12 protein-coding genes are annotated in these 23,119 nt (G+C 65.6%); 4 read left to right on the top strand and 8 right to left on the bottom strand.

Annotated elements, in window-relative coordinates; all coding sequences use genetic code 11:
- Positions 1 to 39: 39 nt before the first annotated feature.
- The 3 genes from ACTWPT_RS09830 to ACTWPT_RS09820 are packed head-to-tail and all read right to left on the bottom strand — an operon-like array spanning position 40 to position 2,465.
- Entirely contained in the window at positions 40 to 783 is a 744-nt protein-coding gene (locus ACTWPT_RS09830) for an amino acid ABC transporter ATP-binding protein (RefSeq protein WP_443176958.1), read from the bottom strand.
- Entirely contained in the window at positions 780 to 1,607 is an 828-nt protein-coding gene (locus ACTWPT_RS09825; RefSeq protein ID WP_443176957.1) for an amino acid ABC transporter permease, read from the bottom strand. Before ACTWPT_RS09825 ends, ACTWPT_RS09830 begins: the two co-directional genes overlap by 4 nt.
- Before the next feature lie 3 nt (positions 1,608 to 1,610).
- Positions 1,611 to 2,465 carry an ABC transporter substrate-binding protein gene (locus tag ACTWPT_RS09820; RefSeq protein WP_443176956.1) on the bottom strand — a complete coding sequence of 285 codons (855 nt, stop codon included), beginning with the start codon at positions 2,463 to 2,465 and terminating at the stop codon, positions 1,611 to 1,613.
- Positions 2,466 to 2,749: 284 nt separating this feature from the next.
- Here ACTWPT_RS09820 and ACTWPT_RS09815 point away from each other — a divergent pair, with 284 nt between their 5' ends.
- Positions 2,750 to 3,940: an NAD(P)-dependent malic enzyme gene (locus ACTWPT_RS09815; protein WP_443176955.1), complete on the top strand. Its 1,191-nt coding sequence runs from the start codon at positions 2,750 to 2,752 to the stop codon at positions 3,938 to 3,940.
- Between the two features lie 250 nt (positions 3,941 to 4,190).
- The gene (locus tag ACTWPT_RS09810) at positions 4,191 to 5,549 is read left to right on the top strand and encodes a hypothetical protein (protein ID WP_443176954.1); all 1,359 of its coding nucleotides are present in this window, start codon (positions 4,191 to 4,193) and stop codon (positions 5,547 to 5,549) included.
- 130 nt (positions 5,550 to 5,679) lie between these two features.
- Here the strand turns inward: ACTWPT_RS09810 and ACTWPT_RS09805 are convergent, their stop codons facing one another.
- The 3 genes from ACTWPT_RS09805 to ACTWPT_RS09795 form a co-directional block, all read right to left on the bottom strand.
- Complete coding sequence (locus ACTWPT_RS09805) at positions 5,680 to 7,173, bottom strand: hypothetical protein (protein WP_443176953.1); 1,494 nt, start codon at positions 7,171 to 7,173, stop codon at positions 5,680 to 5,682.
- A 180-nt stretch (positions 7,174 to 7,353) separates the two neighbouring features.
- Entirely contained in the window at positions 7,354 to 8,868 is a 1,515-nt protein-coding gene (locus ACTWPT_RS09800; protein ID WP_443176952.1) for a hypothetical protein, read from the bottom strand.
- A gap of 435 nt (positions 8,869 to 9,303) precedes the next feature.
- Positions 9,304 to 10,830 (bottom strand): trypsin-like serine peptidase, encoded by a 1,527-nt coding sequence (locus ACTWPT_RS09795; protein WP_443176951.1) that lies wholly within the window; start codon positions 10,828 to 10,830, stop codon positions 9,304 to 9,306.
- Between the two features lie 976 nt (positions 10,831 to 11,806).
- Between ACTWPT_RS09795 and ACTWPT_RS09790 the strand changes: the two genes are divergently transcribed.
- Positions 11,807 to 12,277 carry a S26 family signal peptidase gene (locus ACTWPT_RS09790; RefSeq protein WP_443177005.1) on the top strand — a complete coding sequence of 157 codons (471 nt, stop codon included), beginning with the start codon at positions 11,807 to 11,809 and terminating at the stop codon, positions 12,275 to 12,277.
- Positions 12,278 to 14,030: 1,753 nt separating this feature from the next.
- Here ACTWPT_RS09790 and ACTWPT_RS09785 read toward each other — a convergent pair.
- On the bottom strand, positions 14,031 to 14,774 hold the full coding sequence (locus ACTWPT_RS09785; RefSeq protein ID WP_443176950.1) for a hypothetical protein: 744 nt from the start codon (positions 14,772 to 14,774) through the stop codon (positions 14,031 to 14,033).
- Between the two features lie 591 nt (positions 14,775 to 15,365).
- Complete coding sequence (locus ACTWPT_RS09780; protein WP_443176949.1) at positions 15,366 to 15,950, bottom strand: hypothetical protein; 585 nt, start codon at positions 15,948 to 15,950, stop codon at positions 15,366 to 15,368.
- Here ACTWPT_RS09780 and ACTWPT_RS09775 point away from each other — a divergent pair.
- Positions 15,904 to 23,061: an RHS repeat-associated core domain-containing protein gene (locus ACTWPT_RS09775; RefSeq protein ID WP_443176948.1), complete on the top strand. Its 7,158-nt coding sequence runs from the start codon at positions 15,904 to 15,906 to the stop codon at positions 23,059 to 23,061. The two genes, ACTWPT_RS09780 and ACTWPT_RS09775, sit on opposite strands and share 47 nt — an antisense overlap.
- Positions 23,062 to 23,119 lie beyond the last annotated feature (58 nt).

Below are 23,119 nucleotides of genomic sequence, written 5' to 3'. Positions count from 1 at the left end.
CGGCGCATCCCGCCTGCTCGGTGCCATCCCCTTGGGTGGTCAACCCTCCGGGTGCAGGACGCGGTGCAGGAACGCGCGGGTGCGTTCCTGGCTGGGGTCGCCGATCACCTTTGCCGGCGCGCCGTCCTCGACGATCACGCCGCCGTCCATGAACACCACCCGGTCGGCCACCTCGCGCGCGAACCCCATCTCGTGGGTGACGACGAGCATGGTCATGCCCTCCTCCGCCAGCTTGCGCATGACGGTGAGGACGTCTCCGACGAGCTCCGGGTCCAGCGCCGAGGTCGGCTCGTCGAACAACATCAGGTCCGGGTCCATGGCCAGCGCCCTGGCGATCGCCACCCGTTGCTGCTGCCCGCCGGACAGCTGCACCGGGTAGGAGTCGCATTTTTCGCCGACGCCGACCTTCTCCAGGTTCTCCCTGGCGACGATCTCGGCTTCCTTCTTGCTCCGCTTGAGCACCCGCTGCTGGGAGATCATCACGTTCTGCAGCGCGGTCATGTGCGGGAAGAGGTTGAACTGCTGGAACACCATGCCGATGCGGCGTCGTACGGCGTCGATGTCCACGTCGGGGTCGGTGACCTCGACGCCCTCGACGAACACCTTGCCCCTGGTGGGCGCCTCCAGCAGGTTCACGCAGCGCAGCAGGGTGGACTTGCCCGACCCCGAGGGGCCGATGACGCAGACCACCTGGCCGGGCTCGACCGCCATGTCGATGCCCTTGAGCACTTCGTTCTGGCCGAAGTACTTGTGCAGGTCTCTCAGCTCGATGGCGTGCGTCATACGGTCCTCCCCTTGCGTCCACCCAACCGAGTCACGAGGTATCCCAGCGGGATCGTGACGATCAGGTACGTCACGCCGGTCACCATGATCGGTGTGGCGTTGGCGTACTGGGAGGCCAGGTCATTGCCGAACTTGGCCAGCTCGACGTACTCGCCGGAGACGCCGAGGAACAACACCAGGGAGGAGTCCTTGAGCAGGGCCACGAACTGGTTCATGGTCGGCGGGATGACCATGCGGATCGCCTGGGGGATCACCACGGTGAACTGCGCGCGGGAGGCGGACATGCCCAGCGATCTCGCGGCCTCGGTCTGCCCCTTGGGCACGGCCTGCAGGCCCGCGCGGAAGACCTCTGCCTGGTAGGCGGCGCCCACGAGGCCGAGCCCGAGCATGCCCTGGCCGTAGGTTCCGCCGGGCACGGCGAACCCGGGCAGCGCCAGCGGGAGGAACGTGATCATCAGGAAGATCAGCAGCGCGGGCAGGCCGCGGAAGATCTCGATGTAGACGATCGCGATCCAGCGGTAGGGCCGGACCTGGGAGATCCGCATGAGCGCGAACACCAGGCCCAGCACGAACGCGATGACGAACCCGCCGACCGAGTAGACGATCGTGTTCTTCAGTGCGACGGTGAACAGCTCGGGCAGGGCCTCCTGGGCCACCTCGGCCTTGGCGAAGTTCTGCGCCAGGCTGCCCCAGTCGGCATACGACGCGACACCGACGAGCACCAGAACCAGGACGACATACTGGATGCCCCGGACGATCCGCTGCTTCTTCCGAGGGCTGAGCCTGGCGCGGGCAGGCTCAGCCGTCTTCGGCTGGTCGGCCATGGATCAGCCCAGCTCGCCCGGCTTCTTGCCGAACCACTTCATGTAGATCTTCTCGTAGGTGCCGTCCTGCTTGGCCTTGGCGATCTCCTCGTTGATCGTCTTGAGCAGGACCGGGTCGGCACCCTTCTTGAGGCCGACGCCGTACTGCTCGCCGGTGTCGAGGCTGCCGATCAGCTCGAACTTCGCGGCGATGTCAGGCTTCTTCAGCCAGGTCAGCACGACCGGCAGGTCCTGGACGATCACGTCGGCCTGTCCGGCCTGCAGGGCCAGCAGCTCCTTGGCGGAGTCGGCGTACTCGGTAGGGTTGAAGCCCTGCTGCTTGACGTAGTCGAGGCCGGTGGTGCTGGCCTGGGCGCCGAGCTTGAGGTTCTTCGCCTTGACGTCGGCCAGCGACGTCGCGCCCGTGCCCTTCTTGGCCAGCAGCGCCTGCGTGGCGTCGAAGTACGGGTCGGAGAAGTCGATGTTCTTCTTCCGCTCGTCGGTGATCGTCATGCCGGCGGCGGCCACGTCGCACTTGCCCGCGGCCATGGCGGCGCCGCTCTTGATCACCGCGAAGTCGATGTCCACGATGTTCTGCGTGACGCCCAGCTTCTTCGCGGCCAGGTCGACGATGTCCACGTCGAATCCGACGATCTTGCCGCTCCCGTCCTTGAACTGGAACGGCTCGTACGGAATGTTCGTGCAGACCGTGAGCTTGCCGGGCTGGACCAGCTTGACTCCGCCGGCTGCGCCGGCGGTCGCAGCGGTGGTGCCGGAGCTCGAGCCGGTGTCGCTGCCGCACGCGGTCAGCGCGAGAGCAGCGGTCAGGACGAGCGCGCCGGCGGCGTAGCCACGGCGGCCCTTAAGACTGAGGGCCATGTACGGCCTCCTCGAAAGTGGTACTCGGGGTTTTGTGCAGTTTAAGTGGGGTTTTGCACCAGTCGGTCATCAGAGGTTTAACGATGCGTCAACGGAACGGCGACAACGCCGACACCGAACACCATCTCACCATGTGGCAGGATGGGATGACGGGTGACCCCCGAACCCCCTCACGACGATGATCGCCGAGGGGATCCTGGCAGCTACCGAAGCCAGACCGCTCGCGCTCGTCCGCCGAAGGTTTCTACGCTTCTATCGATTTCCAACGATTGTCAGGGGTCGCTGTGGCTGCCACGCCCGCTTCTGCATCCGTCGAAAAACTCGATCTCGATCCGGCATTCGCGCTGCACCGCGGCGGCAAGATCGAGGTTCGCTCCACTGTTCACGTCCGCGACGCGGACGACCTGTCGCTCGCCTACACGCCCGGCGTCGCCCGGGTCTGCACCGCCATCGCCGAAACGCCCGCGCTCGTCAACGACTACACCTGGGTCTCCAGGGTGGTCGCCGTCGTCACCGACGGCACCGCCGTGCTCGGCCTGGGGGATATAGGCCCTTCGGCCGCCATGCCGGTCATGGAGGGCAAGGCGCTGCTGTTCAAGGAGTTCGCGAACGTCGACGCCGTCCCCATCTGCCTCGACTGCACCGACGTGGACGCCCTCGTGGAGACCGTCGTCCGGCTGGCGCCGTCGTTCGGCGGCATCAACCTCGAGGACATCAGCGCACCCCGCTGCTTCGAGGTCGAGGCCCGCCTGCGCGAGCTGCTCGACATCCCCGTCTTCCACGACGACCAGCACGGCACCGCCATCGTGGTGCTCGCCGCGCTCCAGAACGCCGCCCGCCTGACCGGCCGCCCCCTCGGCGACCTGCGCGCGGTCGTGGCCGGCGCCGGCGCCTCCGGCGTCGCGGTCACCCGCATCCTCCTGGAGGCCGGCATCGGCGACATCGCGGTCTCCGACTCCAAGGGCATGATCTACGAGGGCAGGGAAGGCCTCAACCCGTTCAAGGAGGCGCTGGCCCGCGACACCAACCGGTCCGGGCACACCGGCTCCACGGAGGAGGCCCTGGCGGGCGCCGACGTGTTCGTGGGGCTGTCCGGGTCCACCGTGTCCGAGCAGGCCATCGCGTCGATGGCCAAGGACGCGATCGTGTTCGCCCTGTCCAACCCGACCCCGGAGGTCCACCCCGAGGTGGCCGCCAGGCACGCCGCGGTCGTCGCCACCGGCCGCTCCGACTTCCCCAACCAGATCAACAACGTGCTGGCGTTCCCCGGCGTGTTCAGGGGCGCGCTGGACGTGCGGGCCTCCACCATCACCGAGAACATGAAGGTGGCCGCCGCCGGCGCGCTGGCCGGCGTCGTCGGGGACGACGCCACGCCCGCGTACGTCATCCCGAGCCCCTTCGACGAGCGCGTCGCACCGGCCGTCACCGCCGCGGTCGCCGCCCAGGCCCGCGCCGACGGAGTCGCCCGCATCTGAGTTTCGGCTGAATTTCGGCACGTCAAGACCGCTCTCCGATTGCTTGGCGTTCCCTTGGGTAAGTGAGGTACTCGCCCGAGACCGAACTCGTTTCGCCGCCGCCGGCGACCCGCAGCACACGCGGAGCCGGCGGCGCAAGCGAAACGAGTTTGGACGTCCTTTGGGAACTGCCATAAATCCCTTACGCAAGGTGCTATAACAGTAGCTCGCTGTAATGATGTGGGCGGCGGCTCCTGCGACAAGGAGAGCGATGGTACGCGAGCCGAATCGACTGCTGCAGCAGCTCATCGCGGAGGCGGGATTTTCCCACAAGGGATTGGCCAGGCGCCTCAACGATCTGGGAGCCGCGCGTGGCACCCCCGGTCTGAAGTACGACCACAGCTCGGTATTGCGCTGGATCGGTGGCCAGCGCCCGAGAGATCCGGTGCCCTGCCTGCTCACGGAGCTGTTCGCGCTCCGGCTCGGCAGGCAGGTCACCTCGGAGGACCTCGGAATGCCGGCCATCATTACACCCCTCGATCTCGGGCAAGAGTTCATGCACACGTGGCAGGAGGGGGTCGCGACTGTGACCGCGCTGTGGCGGGCCGATGTTGAGAGACGGAGGTTTCTGATCGACTCGACGTTCGCTTTAGGAGCAGGCTCCATTGGAGCCATGCGCTGGTTGACGTCCCCGTTAGAGGGACGCCTTGGCGGCACGGGAACGCGGCGCGTGGGCCGCGCCGAAATCGCCGCCATCCACGAGGTCACCCGATCTTTCGGTGAGCTCGACAATCGTTTCGGCAGCGGCCGCGTCCGCACGTCCGTGGTCAAATACCTCGACAGCGCCGTCTCGCCCCTGCTCAAGGACGGCTCATACGCTGAGGCCACCGGCCGCAAGCTGGCCGCCGCGGCCGCCGAGCTGACCCGGCTGGCCGGCTGGATGGCGTACGACATGGAGCAGCACGGCCTGGCCCAGCGTTACCTCATCCAGGCACTCCGCCTGGCCAGGGGCGCAGGCGACAACACCCTCGGCGGCGAGATTCTGGCCGGCATGGCACACCAGGCCATCTACGTGGGCCAACCAGCTCACGCCTTGGACCTGGCCAGGGCCGCCCAGCTCGCAGCCCGAGGCGCGGGCGTGAACACCCTGCTGGCCTCCGCCCACGTCCTGGAGGCGCACGCCCACGCCGGCCGCGGCGACGCCCGCTCCTGCGGCGCCTCGCTCCACGCGGCCGAACGCGCCTTCGACGCCCGCAAACCCGCCGACGAACCCCGGTGGCTGAGCTACTTCGACGAGGCGTACCTGTCCGCCAAGTTCGCCCACTGCTTCCGCGACCTGGGGGAGGGGGAGCGGGCCGTGCGGTACGCGCGGCGGTCGCTCGACATGGACTCCCGGTACGTACGGGGGCGGATGTTCAACCTGTCCCTGCTGGCGGCGGGGCTGTTGCAATGTGGGGAGCTGGAGGAGGCGTGCTCCACGGCCTCCAAGGCCATGGCGATGGCGGGGGAGTTGCAGTCGGTGCGGTCGCGGTCGTATGCGGAGGATCTGCGGAGGCGGCTGCAGCCGCACAAGAACGAGCGGAGGGTGAAGGCGCTGCGGGAGCGCACGCGCGAGCTCACCTCCGCATGAGCCGGACGTCGTGAATCGGACGTCGTGAATCGGTCGTCTGAAATAGGGACGGATGTAGGGACGGCCCGGAGCGGTCTGCTCGCTCCGGGCCGTCCCCTTGTCTCTTCCGCTACTTCAGGAGCTCGCTCGCTTACTTCAGGAGCTCGCCGCGAGGGCCGACGATGCTCTTCGTCTCGGCGTATTGGGCCTTGTTGTAGACGGCGGCGACCTCACCGTCGAAGTACGCCGAGCTGATGAAGTCGATCCGGCCGTTGCCGTCCTGGTCGTGGAACATGCTCGTCACGCCGTTGACGTAACCGCTGCGCTTGCCGTTGTCGTACCGCATGAGCCACGGGCCGCCGTCGGCGCCGGGCGTCATGGAGCACTTGAGCACCTGGTGCGTGTCGACCCTGAACGTGTTGACCTGGTACGTCTTGGTGCCGGTCTTGCCGGCGCACCACTTGGGCGTCACACCGGAGAAGGGGCGGTCGCCGTCGGGGTGCGAGGCGGAGGGGTAACCGAACGCCACGACCGACTGACCCATCGGCTGGTTCCAGGCCACGCCCTGACCACCGATCACGTCACCGAGGCGACCCATGTCCCTGGCGATCCCGATCATGTAGTGGGCTTCGTAGTACTTACGCGAGGTGCCGGGCCTTACCCACTTCTGGGTGTAGTAGTGGGTAATGGTGTAGTTCCCGAACTTGTCCGGACCGCTGCCCTTCTCACCGGGCCCCTTGTAGGCGTCCCACGCGGCCTTGTCGACTTGCTCCACGACAGGATCGCCGAACTTGAAGCCCTGGCCCCTACCGGTGTTGGCGGCGTTGTAGGTCTCCTTGGAAACCTCGACCTTCTCCAGAACCGCGCCGGGGTAGTCGGGGCCGACCAGGTCAGCGGGCTTGTCCTCGCCTACGGACCAGCATTCGCCGAGGTTGATCTGGCACTTGGCGAATTCCTTGGCGTCGATCTCGCGCGGCTTGATCCACTTGTCGCCCGCCCACGCCTTGAAGTCCTTGTGCGACACCTCCTTCTCGCCGGCCAGCGCGAAGCCGTTGTGGACGGCCACGAAGGCGAAGTCGCCGTCGTAGTCGTCATAGGTGTCGAGGTCGTATGCCGTGAAGGCGTAAGCGCCCGCATAAATGCCGAAAGGCGCCTTGCCCTGGTAGTAGCCAGGGACGAACACCCACTTGTCGTAGACGTCGTCCTTGCCGTTCGCGAAGACACAGTGGCCCGCGGTGGCGACCAGGTTGCGGTTCCTGGACTGGATGGAGGTCGCCGAGCACCAGCGGTAGTGGCCCGACTTGTCGAGGAAGAAGACCTTGCCGATGGTCTTGGGCAGGTTGACGTTCTTGGTCACGCCAGGCTTGGTGGTGCCGGTCGCACCGGTCATGCCGGGCTTGCCGTCGGGAGTGCTGTTGCTCCCGGATGACACGAGCTTGGGCACGCTCTTGGTGTCCAGGCGGTACTGGGTGGCCTTCCGCAGAGCGGCTCCGTTGGAGTCGAGCCAGAAGTAGGCGGCGCCGTACGCGTCCGCGGGCTTGGGCTGGAGGTTGTCCGTGGCCCAGTGCGGCTCGGCGCTGGTGGGGAAGGCAAGGGTGGCGGCACTCAGGCCGGCGACGGCGAGGGGAACGAGCAGGCGCTTCAACGGGGGGCTCCACTACGGGGTGTCAAGAAACTGTGTAAAGACCCTATCGACCCATTAGTCACTCTGGTAAGGCCTGTTGCCAGATTTTTCACCAAAAAGGCCAAAGGGCCCGGCTGGAGGCCGAGCCCTTTGGTACTGCTAATGAACGAAGACCAGGTCGACGTTCCGATCCGCAGCGAACTACGGGATGAGCTTGCCGGACCACACGGCCGCAGCGGCGTTGTAAACCGTCGCGGTCTCACCGTCGAAGTACGCGGTCGTGATCGTGTCGTAGCGCTTGTTGTCGTCGGTGTCAGCGATGAGGCTGGTGACACCGTTGACGTAGCCAAGACGCTTGGCGTTGCTGTACTTGTACAGCCACGGACCACCAGCGTAGCCGCCGGTCACGGCGCACTTCAGCGCGACGTGCTCTTCGACCTTGTACTTGGCGGCGGTGTAGGTCTTCGTGCCGGTCTTGCCGTAGCACCACTTCGGCGTGACACCCGTGTAGGGCTTGTTGCCGTCGGGGTGCTCACCCTGCGGGTAACCGAAGGTACGGACGTACTTGCCGGTCGGCTGGTTCCACGCGAAGCCCTGCCCACCAACGTTGTCGCCGAGGCGGCCAACGCTCTTGAGCTTGTGGGAGATCACGAAGAAGTCGAGACGGTAGTACTTGGTGTCCTTGCCGGGCACGGACCACTTCTGGACGTAGTAGTGCGTGATGAAGTAGTTCCCGGCAGCGTCCGTGCGCTTCGAGTCCGCAGCCCAGTCGTCGTACTTGGCCTTGTCGACCTGCTCCTCGAGCGGGTCGCCCCAGATGAAGCCCTGGCCGCGGCCGGTGCCCTTGGCCTTGGCGGCCTCGTACTGGGCCTTGGTGACCTCGACCCTCTCGACGACGGCACCCGGGTAGTCAGGACCGACTTCCTTCGCGGCCTCGCCCGGCTTGCTGGTGTAGTACACCGCGTCCGGGGTGTTCTGGGCCTTGTCGTACTCGGCCTTGGGGACCTCGGTCGCCTTGACGTCGGTCTTCAGGCCCTTCTTGTTGGCGTCGACGTACTCGTCGTACGTGACCTTGTCCGCAGCGTTGATGACGCCGCCGATGCCGTCGTAGACGGTGACGAAGGCGTAGTCGCGGTCCAGGTCCTCGTAGATGCTGAGGTCGTAGTGGGTGAAGGCCTGCTTACCCACGTAGAGCCCGAAGGGAGCCTTGCCCTGGTAGTAACCGGGGACGAAGACCCAGCGGGACACGACCTCGTCGTTCGCAGCCAGGTCGTACACGCAGTGACCGGCCGTGGCGACCAGGTTGCGGTACTTCGACTGGATCGAGGTGCCCGAGCACCAGTAGAGGTTGCCGTCACGGCCCTCGAAGAACACCTTACCGATGGTCTTCGGCAGGTTGACGTTCTGGACCTTGGCGGTGGTCTTCTTCTCCTCGCCAATGGGGGCCGTGGAACCCGGCTTGCTGTCCGGGGAATAGCCGCCCTTGGCGGAGATCTTGGCCACCTCGAGGTGGTCGGGGCTGAACGCCTTGGCGCCCCTGAGAGCCGCGTTGTTGGACTTGGTCCAGAACTCGACGGTCTCGGCCGCCTTCGCCGCGGTGGCGGCCAGGTACTCGCTGTCGTAGGTCGGGTCGGCCTGGGCAGAGCCGGCCAGACCAGCGGCAAGCAGACCAGTGGCCAGAATGGCGCCACCGGCCGGGAGGAGGATGCGCTTCACAAGTAACTCCTTGCGCTGTCGTGGAACGCCTCTTGCGTCCCATGCGTCAGTAAAGGGATAGCCAGGAACATACAGTGTCGATCTTGAACTCGGGTAGTCGCTTTGGTCGGAAAAGATGCGACAAGCCGGGCGTGATCGTTCTGTGATGTTTAAGCGGCTGATGCGCAGGAGCTGAGGGAGAGTCTTCCTGTGACCGTTTGCCCTGATCAACATAAGGAAGTTGTCAGTGTGACGGGCGATGCCGAGGCGTCCTCCTGATCCGACCCGAGGCGGCGGTGTGATGCAGATCACATCTAGCTGGTGGCACCGTTTCGGTGTGGCGTGCGTCCAAGCGCCTTCACTTTCGGGGCGAAAGCGGAAGGGCCCGGCGTTGTGCCGGGCCCCCGCTTGCAAGGAGTTACGCGATTCGGGTCAGAACCGTTTACTGAGCGTTACCTAGACGATCTTGCCGGACCAGACGTTGGCCGCAGCCTTGTAGACCGTGTTCGTCTCACCGTCGAAGTACGGCGAGGAGATGTAGTCCACGCGGCCGTTGCCGTCCTGGTCGTTGAAGGTGCTGGTAACACCGTTGACGTAGCCGAGACGCTTGGCGTTGCTGTACTTGTACAGCCACGGACCGCCGTCGGCGCCCTCGGTCATGGCGCACTTGAGGGCGACGTGCTCCTCGATCTTCTTCTTGGCGGAACCCACGAGCTTGCCCGAGGTCTTGCCGTAGCACCACTTCGGCGTGATGCCCGTGTAGGCCTTGTTGCCGTCGGGGTGCGCCGCGGCCGGGTAGCCGAACACGCGCACGTACTTGCCGGTGGGCTGGTTCCACGCGAAGCCCTGGCCGCCGACGTTGTCGCCGAGGCGACCCGCGTCCTTGGCAAAGCCCTCGATCACGTAGTAGTCGACTCGGTAGTACTTGGTGCTCGTACCGGGCACGAACCACTGCTGGACGTAGTAGTGCGTGATGTAGTAGTTACCGAACTTGTCCGGGCCGTCGCCCTTCTCGCCGGGACCCTTGTAGGCGTCCCAGGTGGCCTTGTCCACGTTCTCGACAATCGGGTCACCGTAGATGAAGCCCTGGCCCCTGCCCGTGCCCTTGGCCTTGGCGGCCTCGTAGTCGGCCTTGGAGACTTCCTTCTTGTCGACGACCGCACCGGGGTAGTCGGGCCCAACGATCTTCGGGTCCGTCCCGGGCTTGGTGTCGTAGTACGGGTACTTGTTCGGGTCCTTGATGGCCGACTCGTACTCGTCCTTGCTGACCTCGCTGGCCTTGACGTCGGTGACCTGGCCCTTGGCCTGAGCGGCCTTGTACTCGTTGATGGTCACCTTGACCGGCTTGCCGGCGTCGAGCTTGACACCGTTGTACACGGTCACGAACGCGTAGTCGCGGTCGTAGTCCTCGTACACGTCGAAGTCGTAGTGGGTGAAGGCCTGCTTACCGACGTAGATCCCGAAGGGAGCCTTGCCCTGGTAGTAGCCGGGCACGAAGACCCACTTGGACATGACGTCGGTGTTGTTGGCGGTGTCGTACACGCAGTGGCCGGCCGTGGCGACCAGGTTGCGGTACTTCGACTGGATCGAAGTGGCGGAGCACCACTTCTTCTCGCCCTTGCTGTTGACGAAGAAGACCTTGCCGATGGTCTTCGGCAGGTTGACGTTCTGGACCTTGGCGGTGGTCTTCTTCTCCTGGCCGATCGGGGCGGTCGAGCCCGGCTTGGTGTCCGAGCTGTAGCCGCCCTTGCTCTGCAGCTTGGCGACGTCCGCCTTGTCCCAGACGTTGGACTCAGTCGCGGCCTTGAGGGCAGCACTGTTGTTGTCCGCCCAGAACTCGGCGATGGCCTTGGCGTTGGCAGCGCTCGCCGCCATCGGGTCGGCGGCGGTCGTCGGGTCGGCCTGGGCCGCACCGGCGAGGCCGGCGGCCAGAAGGCCGGTAGCCATGATCGCGCCACCGGCGGGGATGAGGATGCGCTTCAAGGGAACTGCTCCTTGCTCTGTCGTGGGTCGCAACATGCGTCCCATGCGTCAGTAAAGGGATAGCAAGGAACATAGCGTGGCGATCTCCGCAGGTGGAACCCGGTTTGGGGCATCTGGTAGGCGCCGTTACCGGCGTTACCGCGCTGTTATCTGTCAGAGGCCGCGCCGTGTCGTTACCGGAAAGAGATGTCTTTGCAGGCTACGTGGGGGTTATGGCGGACGGGACGAATGTTCCGTTAGTGGGATGTTGCAGAGAGTGGTCGCCTGAATGTGATTCAGATCACAGGAACCAGATCTGCGCCTGTTCCGTCTAACATGATCCTGTCTTCACAGGTGATCTTCAGATATCGCCCAAAAATGTCCATCTTCGTTCTGTGTACCCGGTTTATGTGTATATCGGGGCCGACGGGGTGAGATGCGCTAGTGGGCCAGAACAGAGACGTGGAGCGTTCGTGGCCAGGCCTGTGTGACGCTCTCTCCATATGTGGGTGCGGCTTCTCTCGCGAAGCGTTGTGTTCCGGCCAGGGGCGGACGGCCAGCTGGACCTCGTTGATCATCGCCGGGCAGACCCAGCTTTGCCGCGCCTGCCCGTCGACAGTCGATTCGCGCCGCCCCTGAGAGAAGTTGGCCTGCCCGGCAGCGGGTCTCACCGGCGTGGTAACGGCAACAGAGGGGCAGGCTGTTCGCGGGCGGTTCTCTGGGAGAGCGAGCCCTCCTTGCCTAATCGGGCCGCTTCCTCCGGTGATGAGACTGTGATTCCTTCATATGAAACGGATGGCTCTCCCGTGGACAATTCCCCGGTGATCCGGTCTACGCCTGGCGGTCCTGTGCCTGCTCCTGCTGGCGCCGACCGCTAGCTGCGGGGTCGCCCACCTGGCCTCCGGCAGGATCAGTCTCACATTGTCGAGCGAGCCCATGGAGCCGGCCATCAGCAAAGGCGCGTGTCTCGGCGCGGCGGACCGATGGCGCCTACGTCCTGCGTCGCGGCGACATCATCGTCTACCGCGCCCCCCGGGACTGGACCCGCATCACTCCAGGCAAGCTCTATATCTCGGGGGTCATTGGTGTGCCGGGGGACAGGGTGACGTGCAGTGACGACCCCAAAGCGCGGCTCCAGGTTAACGGCGCGCCCCTGGAGGAGGCGTTCGTGGCGCGCGGTCCAGCCGCCCACTTGTGGTTCGACGCCACGGTGCCGCAGGCCGCATCTGGATCACGAGCGACAACCGCCACATTGCCCCCGATTCCCGCTCCCAGATGGACAACGCCGGCGGGGCACCATTGGGCGTTCGGACGTCATCGCAGTGGTGAAGGATTATTGGGTGCTCCCGTAGGGCCGGCTGGGCGCATGCTGCGTGGTGGTCTAGGTCCTGCTGAGCGGCGATGGCACGCGCGTCTTCCGCCGTATCCACCAGACCAGCCCTCCGAGAGGCGCCTGCGCCGGACTTAGGCGGCGGCCAAGGGCGAACCATCTCTGGAAGTTGCTCCGCGCAGGTGAACTCGCTGATGGCCTCTCGCTCCGCGCGGACGGGCTCGCCCGTGCGTGCGGATTGACGCAGCTGTCATCCCCTCTTGCGAAAGACGGGGTGTTCGAATCGCGGTGGGCGGATGCCACAGCGCACTTGATCAACTCGGACTTTGCCGTGCCACCCCGGGTCGTCCTCGTTGGGAGGGCGGTCAGGAGCGGGATTTGGCCATGGCCTCGGGTGCGCTCATGGGCTGCGGCGGTTTGCTCCAGGGAGGATTGCAAGCTGTGGGCGCTCTCGTTCTGATCAGGCACAACGGCTTACCAGTGTGACGTTAGTCACAGGAGTTAAGCATGTGCGCTCTGCAAGCTGCGCCGATGTCAAGTCGCGTTTGTTCCGTTCCAGGCGGTAGGGACCGGTGTTCGCGACGGGATCTATGCGCCGATTGACTACTCGGCTATACAGGGGGTGATCTTCTTTATGTCGATCTTACGGTGGGCATCGGAGCGCATTCGCCTCTCGTTTCGGGTGCGCCCCTTCACGGCAGGAGCAGTGACGCATGACGTTTTGGCGTGCGCGAAATCGGTCGAGTGCCGTGATGGGGCGCAGCGTTTTTGGGCTGAAGCCGAAAGGCCGCTTGCGAGCCAGGATCACCGTGGTCCTGGCTGCCGCACTCATTCCAAGCCTGATCCACTTACAGATAGAGCCTGCGGCGGCCGATCCGGTCCGTACGCGTCTCGATATTCCGCAGTCGCCCGCCAAAGGCGCGTCAAGCAGCGTCCCCGTCCAGCAGACGGGCAACGCCAAGAACCTGCCCCACCTGGTTGGCCCCGAGGCCACCCAGACCAGCATTGACACCGCCACCGTGAAAGGCGGCAAGCGGCCCAAGGGCGCGTTACCGCTGGACGAGCCGCACGAACTCGGCGATTCGTCCATCGAAGGCCTGAAGACCCCGCCACCCCTCCCTGAAGGGTCTGAGCCGGAGCCCGCCAGTCCTCCAACCGGGAATGCGCCAGCCGCTGTACCTCCCGCTCGGAACGCATCGGCCGCCGCTCCGCTGCCCCGTCCGGCCGTGGTCCGGTCCGGTGTCAAAGAACGCGCCCGAGATGCACAAGTGGCGGTTACCTTGGCGGGGCCGACGGTGTCGAACCTGTCGTCGTCCGGGCAGTTGTCATCGGGGTTGTGGACGTTCTCGACGTTGACGCCGACGTTTTCGGCGTACGTGTCCGATGCCGAATGCCGAGAACTGCTGCTCAAAGTTGAGGTGGAGCATGACCCATCGGCTGCGGGTCAAGGCAGTGGGTTGATCTGGTCGGGGCAAAGCCCCTACAACACCGGAGCCTGCGGCATCACCCTCACCAGCTCAGCGGTGGCATCCGGGAAGCTTCAGGATGGGTGGCTCATTCGCTGGCGGGTTCGGGGGCAGGCGGGTGGCGTGGACGGTCCTTGGTCGGAATGGCAGGCCGGCAGGATCGACACCACGAAGCCGACGGTGTCGAACCTGTCATCGTCGGGGCAGTTGGCGTCGGGGTTGTGGACGTTCTCGACGTTGACGCCGACGTTTTCGGCGTATGTAGACGATCCTGAGTGCCGGGAGTTCATGCTGAAGGTCGAAGTTGAGCACGACCCGTCGGCCGCTGGCCAGGGCAGTGGGTTGATCTGGCTGGGGCAAAGCCCCTTCATGACTGGAGCCTGCGGCAGCACCCTCAGCAGTTCAGCGGTGCCAACCGGCACTCTTCAAGACGGGTGGCTCATCCGGTGGCGTGTCCGAGGACAAGCCGGAAACGCCGCAAGCCCTGTCGCGGGTCCTTGGTCAGAGTGGCAGGCCGGCAGGATCGACACCACGAAGCCGACGGTGTCGAACGTGTCGTCGTCGGGGCAGTTGGCGTCGGGGTTGTGGACGTTCTCCACCTTGACGCCGACGTTCTCGGCGCACGTGTCCGATCCCGAGTGCCGTGAGCTCCTGCTGAAGGTCGAAGTTGAGCACGACCCGTCTGCCGGTGCCCAGGGCAGTGGGTTGATCTGGACGGGGCAAAGCCCCTTCATGACCGGAGCCTGCGCTACCACTCTGACCAGCTCAGCAGTCGCATCCAGCACCCTCCAGGATGGATGGCTCATCCGGTGGCGTGTCCGAGGACAAGCCGGAAACGCCGCAAGCCCTGTCGCGGGTCCTTGGTCAGAGTGGCAGGCCGGCAGGATCGACACCACGAAGCCGACGGTGTCGAACGTGTCGTCGTCGGGGCAGTTGGCGTCGGGGTTGTGGACGTTCTCCACCTTGACGCCGACGTTCTCGGCGCACGTGTCCGATCCCGAGTGCCGTGAGCTCCTGCTGAAGGTCGAAGTTGAGCACGACCCGTCTGCCGGTGCCCAGGGCAGTGGGTTGATCTGGACGGGGCAAAGCCCCTTCATGACCGGAGCCTGCGCTACCACTCTGACCAGCTCAGCAGTCGCATCCAGCACCCTCCAGGATGGATGGCTCATCCGCTGGCGCGTCCGAGGACAAGCAGGAAACGCCACAGGACCCTGGTCAGAATGGCAAGCGGGGAAAGTGGAGGTGAACAAACCGGCAGGAAGCGGGCTGGGGGCCTTGCCCGCGACTCAAGGTTCGGGCACATGGGTTCTGTCCTCGTTAACGCCTTGGCTGTTTATGAAGGTGACCGATCCCGGCGGTTCCGCGTCGTACCTTGACGCGGAGCTTGAGCATGATCCATTGTCGTCAGGGCAGGGTAGCGGGCTTATCTGGGCCGGTAGGGGACAAACCTCGTATGCGTCGGGCTCCAACGCCTGGCTTCAAGTGCCTGCTGGGAAACTCGCCGACGGGTGGTTGATCCGCTGGCGAGTGCGAGGGGTCACCACAACGGGCACCAGCGGCGTGTGGTCGGAGTGGCAATTGGCCACAGTTGACCTGAAGAAACCTTCGGTCGCTGGACTGGGAGTCACGCCGGGTACGCAGGGCTCAGGTCTATGGACGGTCCCATCACTGACGCCGTGGGTGTACGCGAAGGTGAGCGATCCCGAGTCGCGTGGGTCCTATCTGAGCATTGAGATCGAGCACGATCCCGCAGCGGCCGGTCAGGGCACAGGGCAAATCTGGGCGGGCAAGGGATCGAAGGCGTACGACTCGGGCTCGAATGCGTGGGTGCAGATTCCCGGTGGCAAATTGAGTGATGGCTGGCTGGTGCGATGGCGGGTCCGTGGCGAGACCACCTCTGGCGTCGCAGGGCCGTGGTCAGATTGGCAGTCGACCAGGGTTGACCTGAAGAAGCCGTCGATCGAAGGGCTGGGGATGGACCCAGCTGTGCGAGGTACGGCGTCGTGGACGGCTGCCACCTTGACGCCCTGGCTGTATGCGAAGGTCACGGACCCGGAGAATCGCAGGTCCGTTCTCAATGTCGAGATGGAACACGATCCGACCGTGGCGGAACAGGGATCGGGTGTGATCTGGGCAGGCTCGTCGGCGACCTCGTATGCCTCCGGCACGAACGCGTGGGCCGTGGTGCCGGCCGATAAGTTGAAGGACGGCTGGCTGATTCGCTGGCGGGTTCGGGCCACCACGACCTCGGGCATGAGCAGCCCGTGGTCAGACTGGCAATCGGCCAAGGTGAGCGCCTTGCCCTTCGAGACGTTCTCGCCTGCCAACAACTCCCAGGTCAGCACACTGACGCCGGTGCTGTCGGCGAACGCTCGCCCGTTGAACGAGGCGCCGGTCAAGTATTGGTTCCAGGTGTGTGAGGGCACCGCCCCGAACTGGACCTGGTGCGAAAGCTCGCCCGAGTGGAGCACTACCGGCGCCTGGCAGGTGCCGGACAAGAAACTTGCGTGGGGCAAGACGTACTCGTGGATGGCCAAGGCCGCCACCACTTTCACGACGGCGACCTCCGCCTGGCGTACCTTCACTCCGGCGGTGGAGCAGGGCAACATCAACGCGCTGCTCGCTGGAGGCACGCAGGGCCGGGACTTCAACCACATCTCGGGCAACTACTCCCACACGGTGACCGACGCTACGGTAGCGGTGGTGGGTCCGCCGCTGTCGGTGACCCGCACCTACAACAGCCTGGACCCGCGTGCCGACGGCATCTTCGGCGCCGGGTGGACGACCAGGTGGGACATGCGGATCGAGGCCGAGCCGCAGGGCAGTTTGCTGATCACGTATCCGTCCGGTGAGCAACTGCGGTTCGCACCCAAGGGCGATGGTACGTTTGCCGCCCCGGCGGGTACGTTCGCGACGCTGGCCACAGAATCCGGCGGCGGATGGCGGCTGATGGATAAGGCGGCCACCTCCTACTGGTTCGACGTCTCCGGCCGCATACTCAAGATCGCTGATCACCGGGGGCGGTCGCAGGACCTTACCTGGGACGCCGATGGCAAGCTGATCAAGGTGACTGCGGTCGGCAGCCGGTCACTGACCTTCTCTTGGACCGGCAATCACGTCACGGGGGTGTCCACTGATCCGGTCGATGGCAAGGCGCTGACCTGGACGTACACGTACGAAGGCGATCAGTTGAGCAAGGTGTGCCCGCCTACCTCAACTACGGCGTGTACCACCTACGGCTACACGGCGGCCTCGCGGTCCAAGAGCGTGGTGATCGACTCGGCGCCGGAGTACTACTACCGGTTGAATGAGAACCAGACCAGGACGGGCACGATCGTCGCGAATGCGGCGGGCTGGAACATCACCGAGGAAGAGGCCAAGCTCACCGGCACCACTCCTGCCGACCTCGGGGTCGGCGTGCCGGGCGCGCTGGGCGGGTCGCCGGATGTGTCGATGCGCTTCAAGGGCGCCGCCACCTCGACCTTCGTACAACTGCCGCGTACCGCGATCAGCGGTCAGGGTGGCGAGGTGGCGGTGGAGGCCTGGTTCAAGACCACCGCATCCGGCACGATCATCGGAATGCAGAACTCCGCCGACAACACCCCGTCGGCGTTCATCCCGGTGGTCTACGTCGGTACCGACGGCAAACTGCGCGGCCAGTTCTACACCGCCGCCCACACGCCGATCACCTCCACCGGCGTGGTGAACGACGGGAACTGGCATCACGTGGTGTTGTCGGCCGCACCGTCCAAGCCCGCCACCTCCACTGCCGGGCCGGAGAGTCTGCAGACGCTGTACCTGGATGGCGTCGCGGTGGGCACGCTGGCCGGGGAGATCAAGCACGGCGCTATGTGGGAGACGCGGATCGGCACCGGTTACGGCAGCACCGCCTGGCCGGCTAGCACGACGTCCACGAAGGTGTTCCCGTTCAACGGCGACATCGACGAGGTCGCTGTGTACGGCAAGCCGCTGAGCGCACCTGCGGTGGCGCGTCACTACGCCGCCCGCAACGCGCAGCCACAGCTGACCAAGGTCACCCAGCCTTCGGGCCGGGTGGAGGCGAGCAATGCCTACGGCCCCGACGGCGGTCGGCTGCTGACGCACACCGACGCCAATGGTGGCAGCTGGAAGGTGTCCGAACCGGCCTACGCCAAGCAGACCACCGTCTCCACCTTCACCACCGTGGTCGTGACCGACCCCGACGGCGGGAACATCACCTACGTCACTGACGCCCAGCGCAGGCAGCGTCCGGTGTCGCAGACCGACCAAGTGGGTGCGACCACAAGGTGGGCCTACGATGTCGGCGGATATCCGTCCAAGGTGTTCGACCCGAATGGCAATGTGGTCGAGCTCGCCTACAACGCGCGGGGGAACCTGCTGTCGCAGAAGACCTGTCGTACGGCAGGTGCGGACTGCTCCACGGAGTACTACAGCTACTTCATTGAAGCCGATAAGCCGTTCGACCCCCGCAATGACGTGAAGATTGCCGAGCGGGACGGGCGGTCTGCGTCGGCGACGGATGAGACCTACATGACCAGTTGGTCGCAGAACGCGTTCGGTGAGGAGATCAAGGTCACCACTCCGGCCACGGAAGATTTCCCGACCGGTCGCAGCACGAGCAAGATCTACACCGACGGTACCGAGCCCGCGGTCGGCGGCGGCACCATGCCCGCGGGCTTGGTGAGGTCAGCCAAGGACTTCAAAGGCAACGAGACTACCTACGCCTACAGCGCCGCCGGTGACCTGGTCAGCGAGACTCTGCCGTCCGGGCTGGTGAAGAAGCACACCCACGACGTGCTCGGCCGGGTGATCTCGACGACCGAGATCTCCAAGGCGCACCCCGAGGGCGTGACCACCACGATCACCTACGACGGCTTGGGCAAGGTGCTGACCAAGACCGGAACCGGGATCAAGAACGAGGTCACCGGCAAGACCCACACGCCGAAGTGGTCGGCCACCTACGACACCGACGGCCTGATGTTGACCGAAACCAGCGCGGATGCGACGGGTGGGGATGCGGCGCGGACTACGACCTACACCTACGACGCCTACGGGCGGCAGGAGACGATCACCGGTCCCGAAGGCGCGGTCACCAGGTTCGGCTACGACCCTAAGGGCCAGAAGGTCAGCTCCACCGACTCGCGTGGTGCCACGCTGGCCTACACCTATACGCCGCGCGGCCAGCTGGCCACCACGGTGTTGAAGGGATGGACGGGCAGTCCGCTCGCCCCCCAGCAGGCCGCCGACGTGGTGATGGAGTCGATCGCCTACGATTCGGCGGGCCGGGTGGCGTCCAAGACCGACGCGATGGGCCGCACCATCGCCTACACCTACTACGCCGACAACCTGCCGTTCGAGGAGATCGCCAAGGGCGCCAAGCTGAACGGCTCCGCCACCGGCCGCGACGTCGTGCTGGACTCGCGGGTGTACGACGCGGCCGCGCAGCTGACCCGGCAGACCACCGATGGCGGCACGCTGCGCGTCGACGCCGCGTACGACGCCGCCGGGCGGGTCACCTCGCAGGTGGTGGACCCGGAGACGCTGGCGCGCAAGACCAGCTTCACCTACGACGCGAACGACAACGTGACCAAGGTGATGCGCACCGCCGCGGGCACGAGCCGGAGCGAGGTCTCCGAGTACGAATACGACGTGCTCGGTCAGCCGATCCGGCAGATTGTGCACAAAGACGGTGCCGACCTGGTCTCCACGCTGACCGTGGACGATCGCGGTCTGGTGACCGCGATGACCGACCCGCGCGGCAACGCTGCGGGGGCCAACGCGGCCGACTTCACCACCAGCGTGACCTACAGTGCGGCCGGGCTGCCTGTGCAGCTACAGCTGCCCGCCGTCCAGGTGGAACGCAACGGCGGCGCCGCCGTCACCGAGCGGCCCAGGTCCAAGCTGGGCTACAACACCTTCGGCGAACGTACTGACCAGGTCGATCCCGAAGGCCGTACCATCACGACGGCCTACGACCGGGCAGGACGCGTCACCGCGCAGACCTTCCCGGCCTACACCCCGCCCGGCGGGCAGCGGATCACCCCGGCCACGACCGCGGAATACGACGCGGCCGGTCAGGTGATCAAGGCGACCGGCGTACGCGGCCAGATCACCACCGCCGTCTACGACCTGCTGGGCCGCAAGGTGAAGGTCACCGACCCGCCCGCCAGCGGAGCCGCGGCCGGCACGTGGATGTTCGGTTACGACCTGCTCGGCGAATCGTTGTGGACCGTCGACCCGAACGGAGGGCGGTCCGAGGCCACCTACGACGACCTCGGGCGACAGATCACGCTCTCCACGATCGAGCGCAAGCCGACACCGGGCATCTACGTCACCAAGCTGGACTACGACGACGCGGGACAGCTGGTGAAGACCACCCGCCCCACCGGCGACTCCTCCACGCGCGCCTACGACGCGACCGGTGCGCTGACCAAGCACACCGACGCGCTCGGCAACGCCACCACCTTCGGCTACGACCTGGCCGGAAGGCCCACCACGACCACCAACGCACTCGGGCTCACCTCGACGGCCTTCTACGATCTGGCCGGCCGCAAGACCGAGGCCCAAGAGCTGGACGCGACGGGGAGGGTGCTGCGCACCAAGAAGGTCGACTACGATCTGGCCGGCAACCCGATCAGCAGCACGTCGGGCGAGGGGCACACCGTCACCCGTACCTTCGACGCCGGCAACCGGATGACCTCGCTGATCGAGCCGGTCTCCGCGACAGAGCAGATCACCAGCGGCTTCGGCTACGACGCCGCAGGCGCGCAGACCCGCTCGACGAACGGGCGCGGCAACTCCACCTACACCACCTACAACAGCCTCGGCCTGACGGAGACTGTGATCGAGCCGGCCACCGCGCAGCACCCCGATCTGAAGGACCGCACCTGGACCGTCACTTACGACGCGGACGGCAATCCGGTCGCCAGCCTGGCTCCCGGCGGGGTGCGGGTCGAGAGCACCTTCGACGAGCTCAACCGGCTGGTCAAGCAGGCCGGGACGGCCGCCGAGGCCGACACCGAGGCCAAGACGTTCGGCTACGACCCGGTCGGACGCATGATCACCGCCAACGACCTGGCCTTCACCTTCAACGACCGCGGCCAGCTGCTCAAGTCCAGCAGCGCCGCCGCCGGCGACCTCGGCGTCTACGCCTATGACGCCGCCAACCGGCTCGTCACGCGCACCGACGGCACCGGCACCTCCACCTTCACGTGGGACCACGCGGATCGCCTCACGCAATCGGTGGACCCGGTCTCCGGCATCACCATCGACTACAGCTACGACAACGCCAACCGCCTGACCGGCATGGCCTACGGCTCAGGCGGTGCCCGCCGCACCTACGGCTACGACGACCTGAACCGTCTCACCAAGGACACGCTGACCACCTCGGCCGCGGCACCGATCGCGTCCATCGAGTACGGCTACGACCTGGACGACAATATGACGTCCAAGACCACGGCCGGAACCGCCGGCGCCGGGAAGAACACCTACACCTACGACTGGGCCAACCGGCTCACATCCTGGACCGGGCCGGACGGCGTCAAGACCGACTACGGCTGGGACGCCGCAGGCAACCGCATCAAGGCCGGCGACAAGACCTATACCTACGACGAACGCGACAGGCTGACCGCGGGCGACGGCCGGACGTACACCTACACCGCTCGCGGGACCCTCGCAGAAGAGGGCGGCGGCATGGTCCGCCTCTCCAAGTTCGACGCCTTCGACCGCCTGGTCAACGACGACGGCGTGCAGTACGACTACGACGCCCTCGACCGGGTCGAAACCCGCACGCAGAGCGGCAAGACCCAGCGCATGACCTACGATGGCGCCACCAACAACCTCGTCACCGTCACCGACGTCGCCAGCGGCGCCAAGACCGCGATGTTCGGCCGGGACGCCCTTGGCCGCACCCTCGGCCTGTCGGACGGCGGCGGCGCCCAGCTCGCGTTCTGCGACCTGCGCGGCGACCTCATCGGGGCCTTCACCGCCACCGGCACCTCGCTAATCGACTCGGTCGCCTACAACCCCTTCGGCGAGGTCATCACACGCACCGGAGCAACCCACACCCTCGGCTACCAGGGCGGTTACACCGATCCCAGCACCGGCAAGATCAACATGGCCGCCCGCTGGTACCAGCCCACCACCGGCAGCTTCATCAGCCGCGACACCCTTACCCAGAGCGGCGACCCCTCTGTCCAGCTCAACCGCTACACTTACACCAACGCCAACCCCCTCGCCAACGTCGACCTCGACGGCCACAAGAGCACGCCCAAGAAGAAGGGCGACGGCAAGCTGACCACGAAGACTTATGCGGCCTGCTCGAAGAAGAAGTTCTCGGGTAACGCGTGCTATGAAGAGAGCCAGCTGAACAAGCAGAAGAAGTCCTTCAACCTGGACTGTCAGCTCGGCTTCGACAAAAACGATGCCGCCGCGTGCAAGAAGGGGACGACCACCTACGCGGACTGCCGGCTCCATGGCGGTAAGGATCGTACGTGTCAGACCAAGGGCGTTCGTTCCGCGTGCGAAGGGATGGGGTACGGGAATCGCTGCGGGTGGGACGCTGGTTATCAGGGCTGCTTGAAAGACAAGAACACGTCCCGGCCCGTCTGCATCGAGGGCTACGAGAAGAACGCCCAATGCCGGGACCACTACAGCGGCACGCAGAGTTCGCCCGAATCGCCGGTCGTCGAGATGTGCAACGGCGGAACGAACGTCTACGTGGAGTGCCGAGGAAAGGGAAGCTCGGGCAGCAGGAACGGCTGCCAGGCGTCGATCGACGCATATGCCCTCTGTAGCTACAAGGGTAATCTCGCAACCGGCATCGACGGCTATGGCATAGACGACAAGGCTGCCTGTAAGGGCGTGGCCCAGAGGGTCGCCTCGTGCCACGTGAGCGGCGGAACCGCAGGCGACTGCTTGAGCGCCGGCGTCATCCAGATGGACTGCCTCAAGCGGACGAACAACAAGAGCGGATGCACGCTCCTGGCGAATGACGTGATCCGCTGTATTCTCAGCGCGAATGACCCGAAGCAGACGGGGTGCGATGACAAGCCTGTCTCCGTCGAATGCAAGAGGCGCGAAAAGGGATCCCCGGCCGCCGACTGCGACCTCACGTACACGCCGTTCCAGGCCTGGATGGGGATCTCGCGGGTAAATGCGAACAAGGGCATCATCGGCGGGCTCTGCGGAGCAATCAAGTTCGCCGGGAAGCTTGAGTTCATGAAGACCTATGCGGAAACAGGCGGCGAGGTATGCGACATGCTCGCCGAGGTCGAGACCTGGGCCAACAAACTGCACGCGAGCAACGCCAATAACCGGCTGGATGCATTCGTAAAAGCGAACCCCGGGCGCTGGGCGGTCATCACGCACCAGGCATACATGGCCCCGAACGGAAGGACGACGATATACGAGACTCCGTACTACATCCGCCTTCTCGGCACCAAGTTGCCGGGCTAGCGGGAGGTCCGGCCTGGCTGGTTCACTTATGCGGAATAGGTTGGGTAAGAGGTGCCGC

It is taken from the genome of Nonomuraea sp. 3N208, assembly GCF_052245935.1.
In the GTDB taxonomy this organism is placed as follows: domain Bacteria; phylum Actinomycetota; class Actinomycetes; order Streptosporangiales; family Streptosporangiaceae; genus Nonomuraea.
Note: the sequence above shows the minus strand (reverse complement) of the source record. Positions and strands in the feature narration are given on the sequence as shown.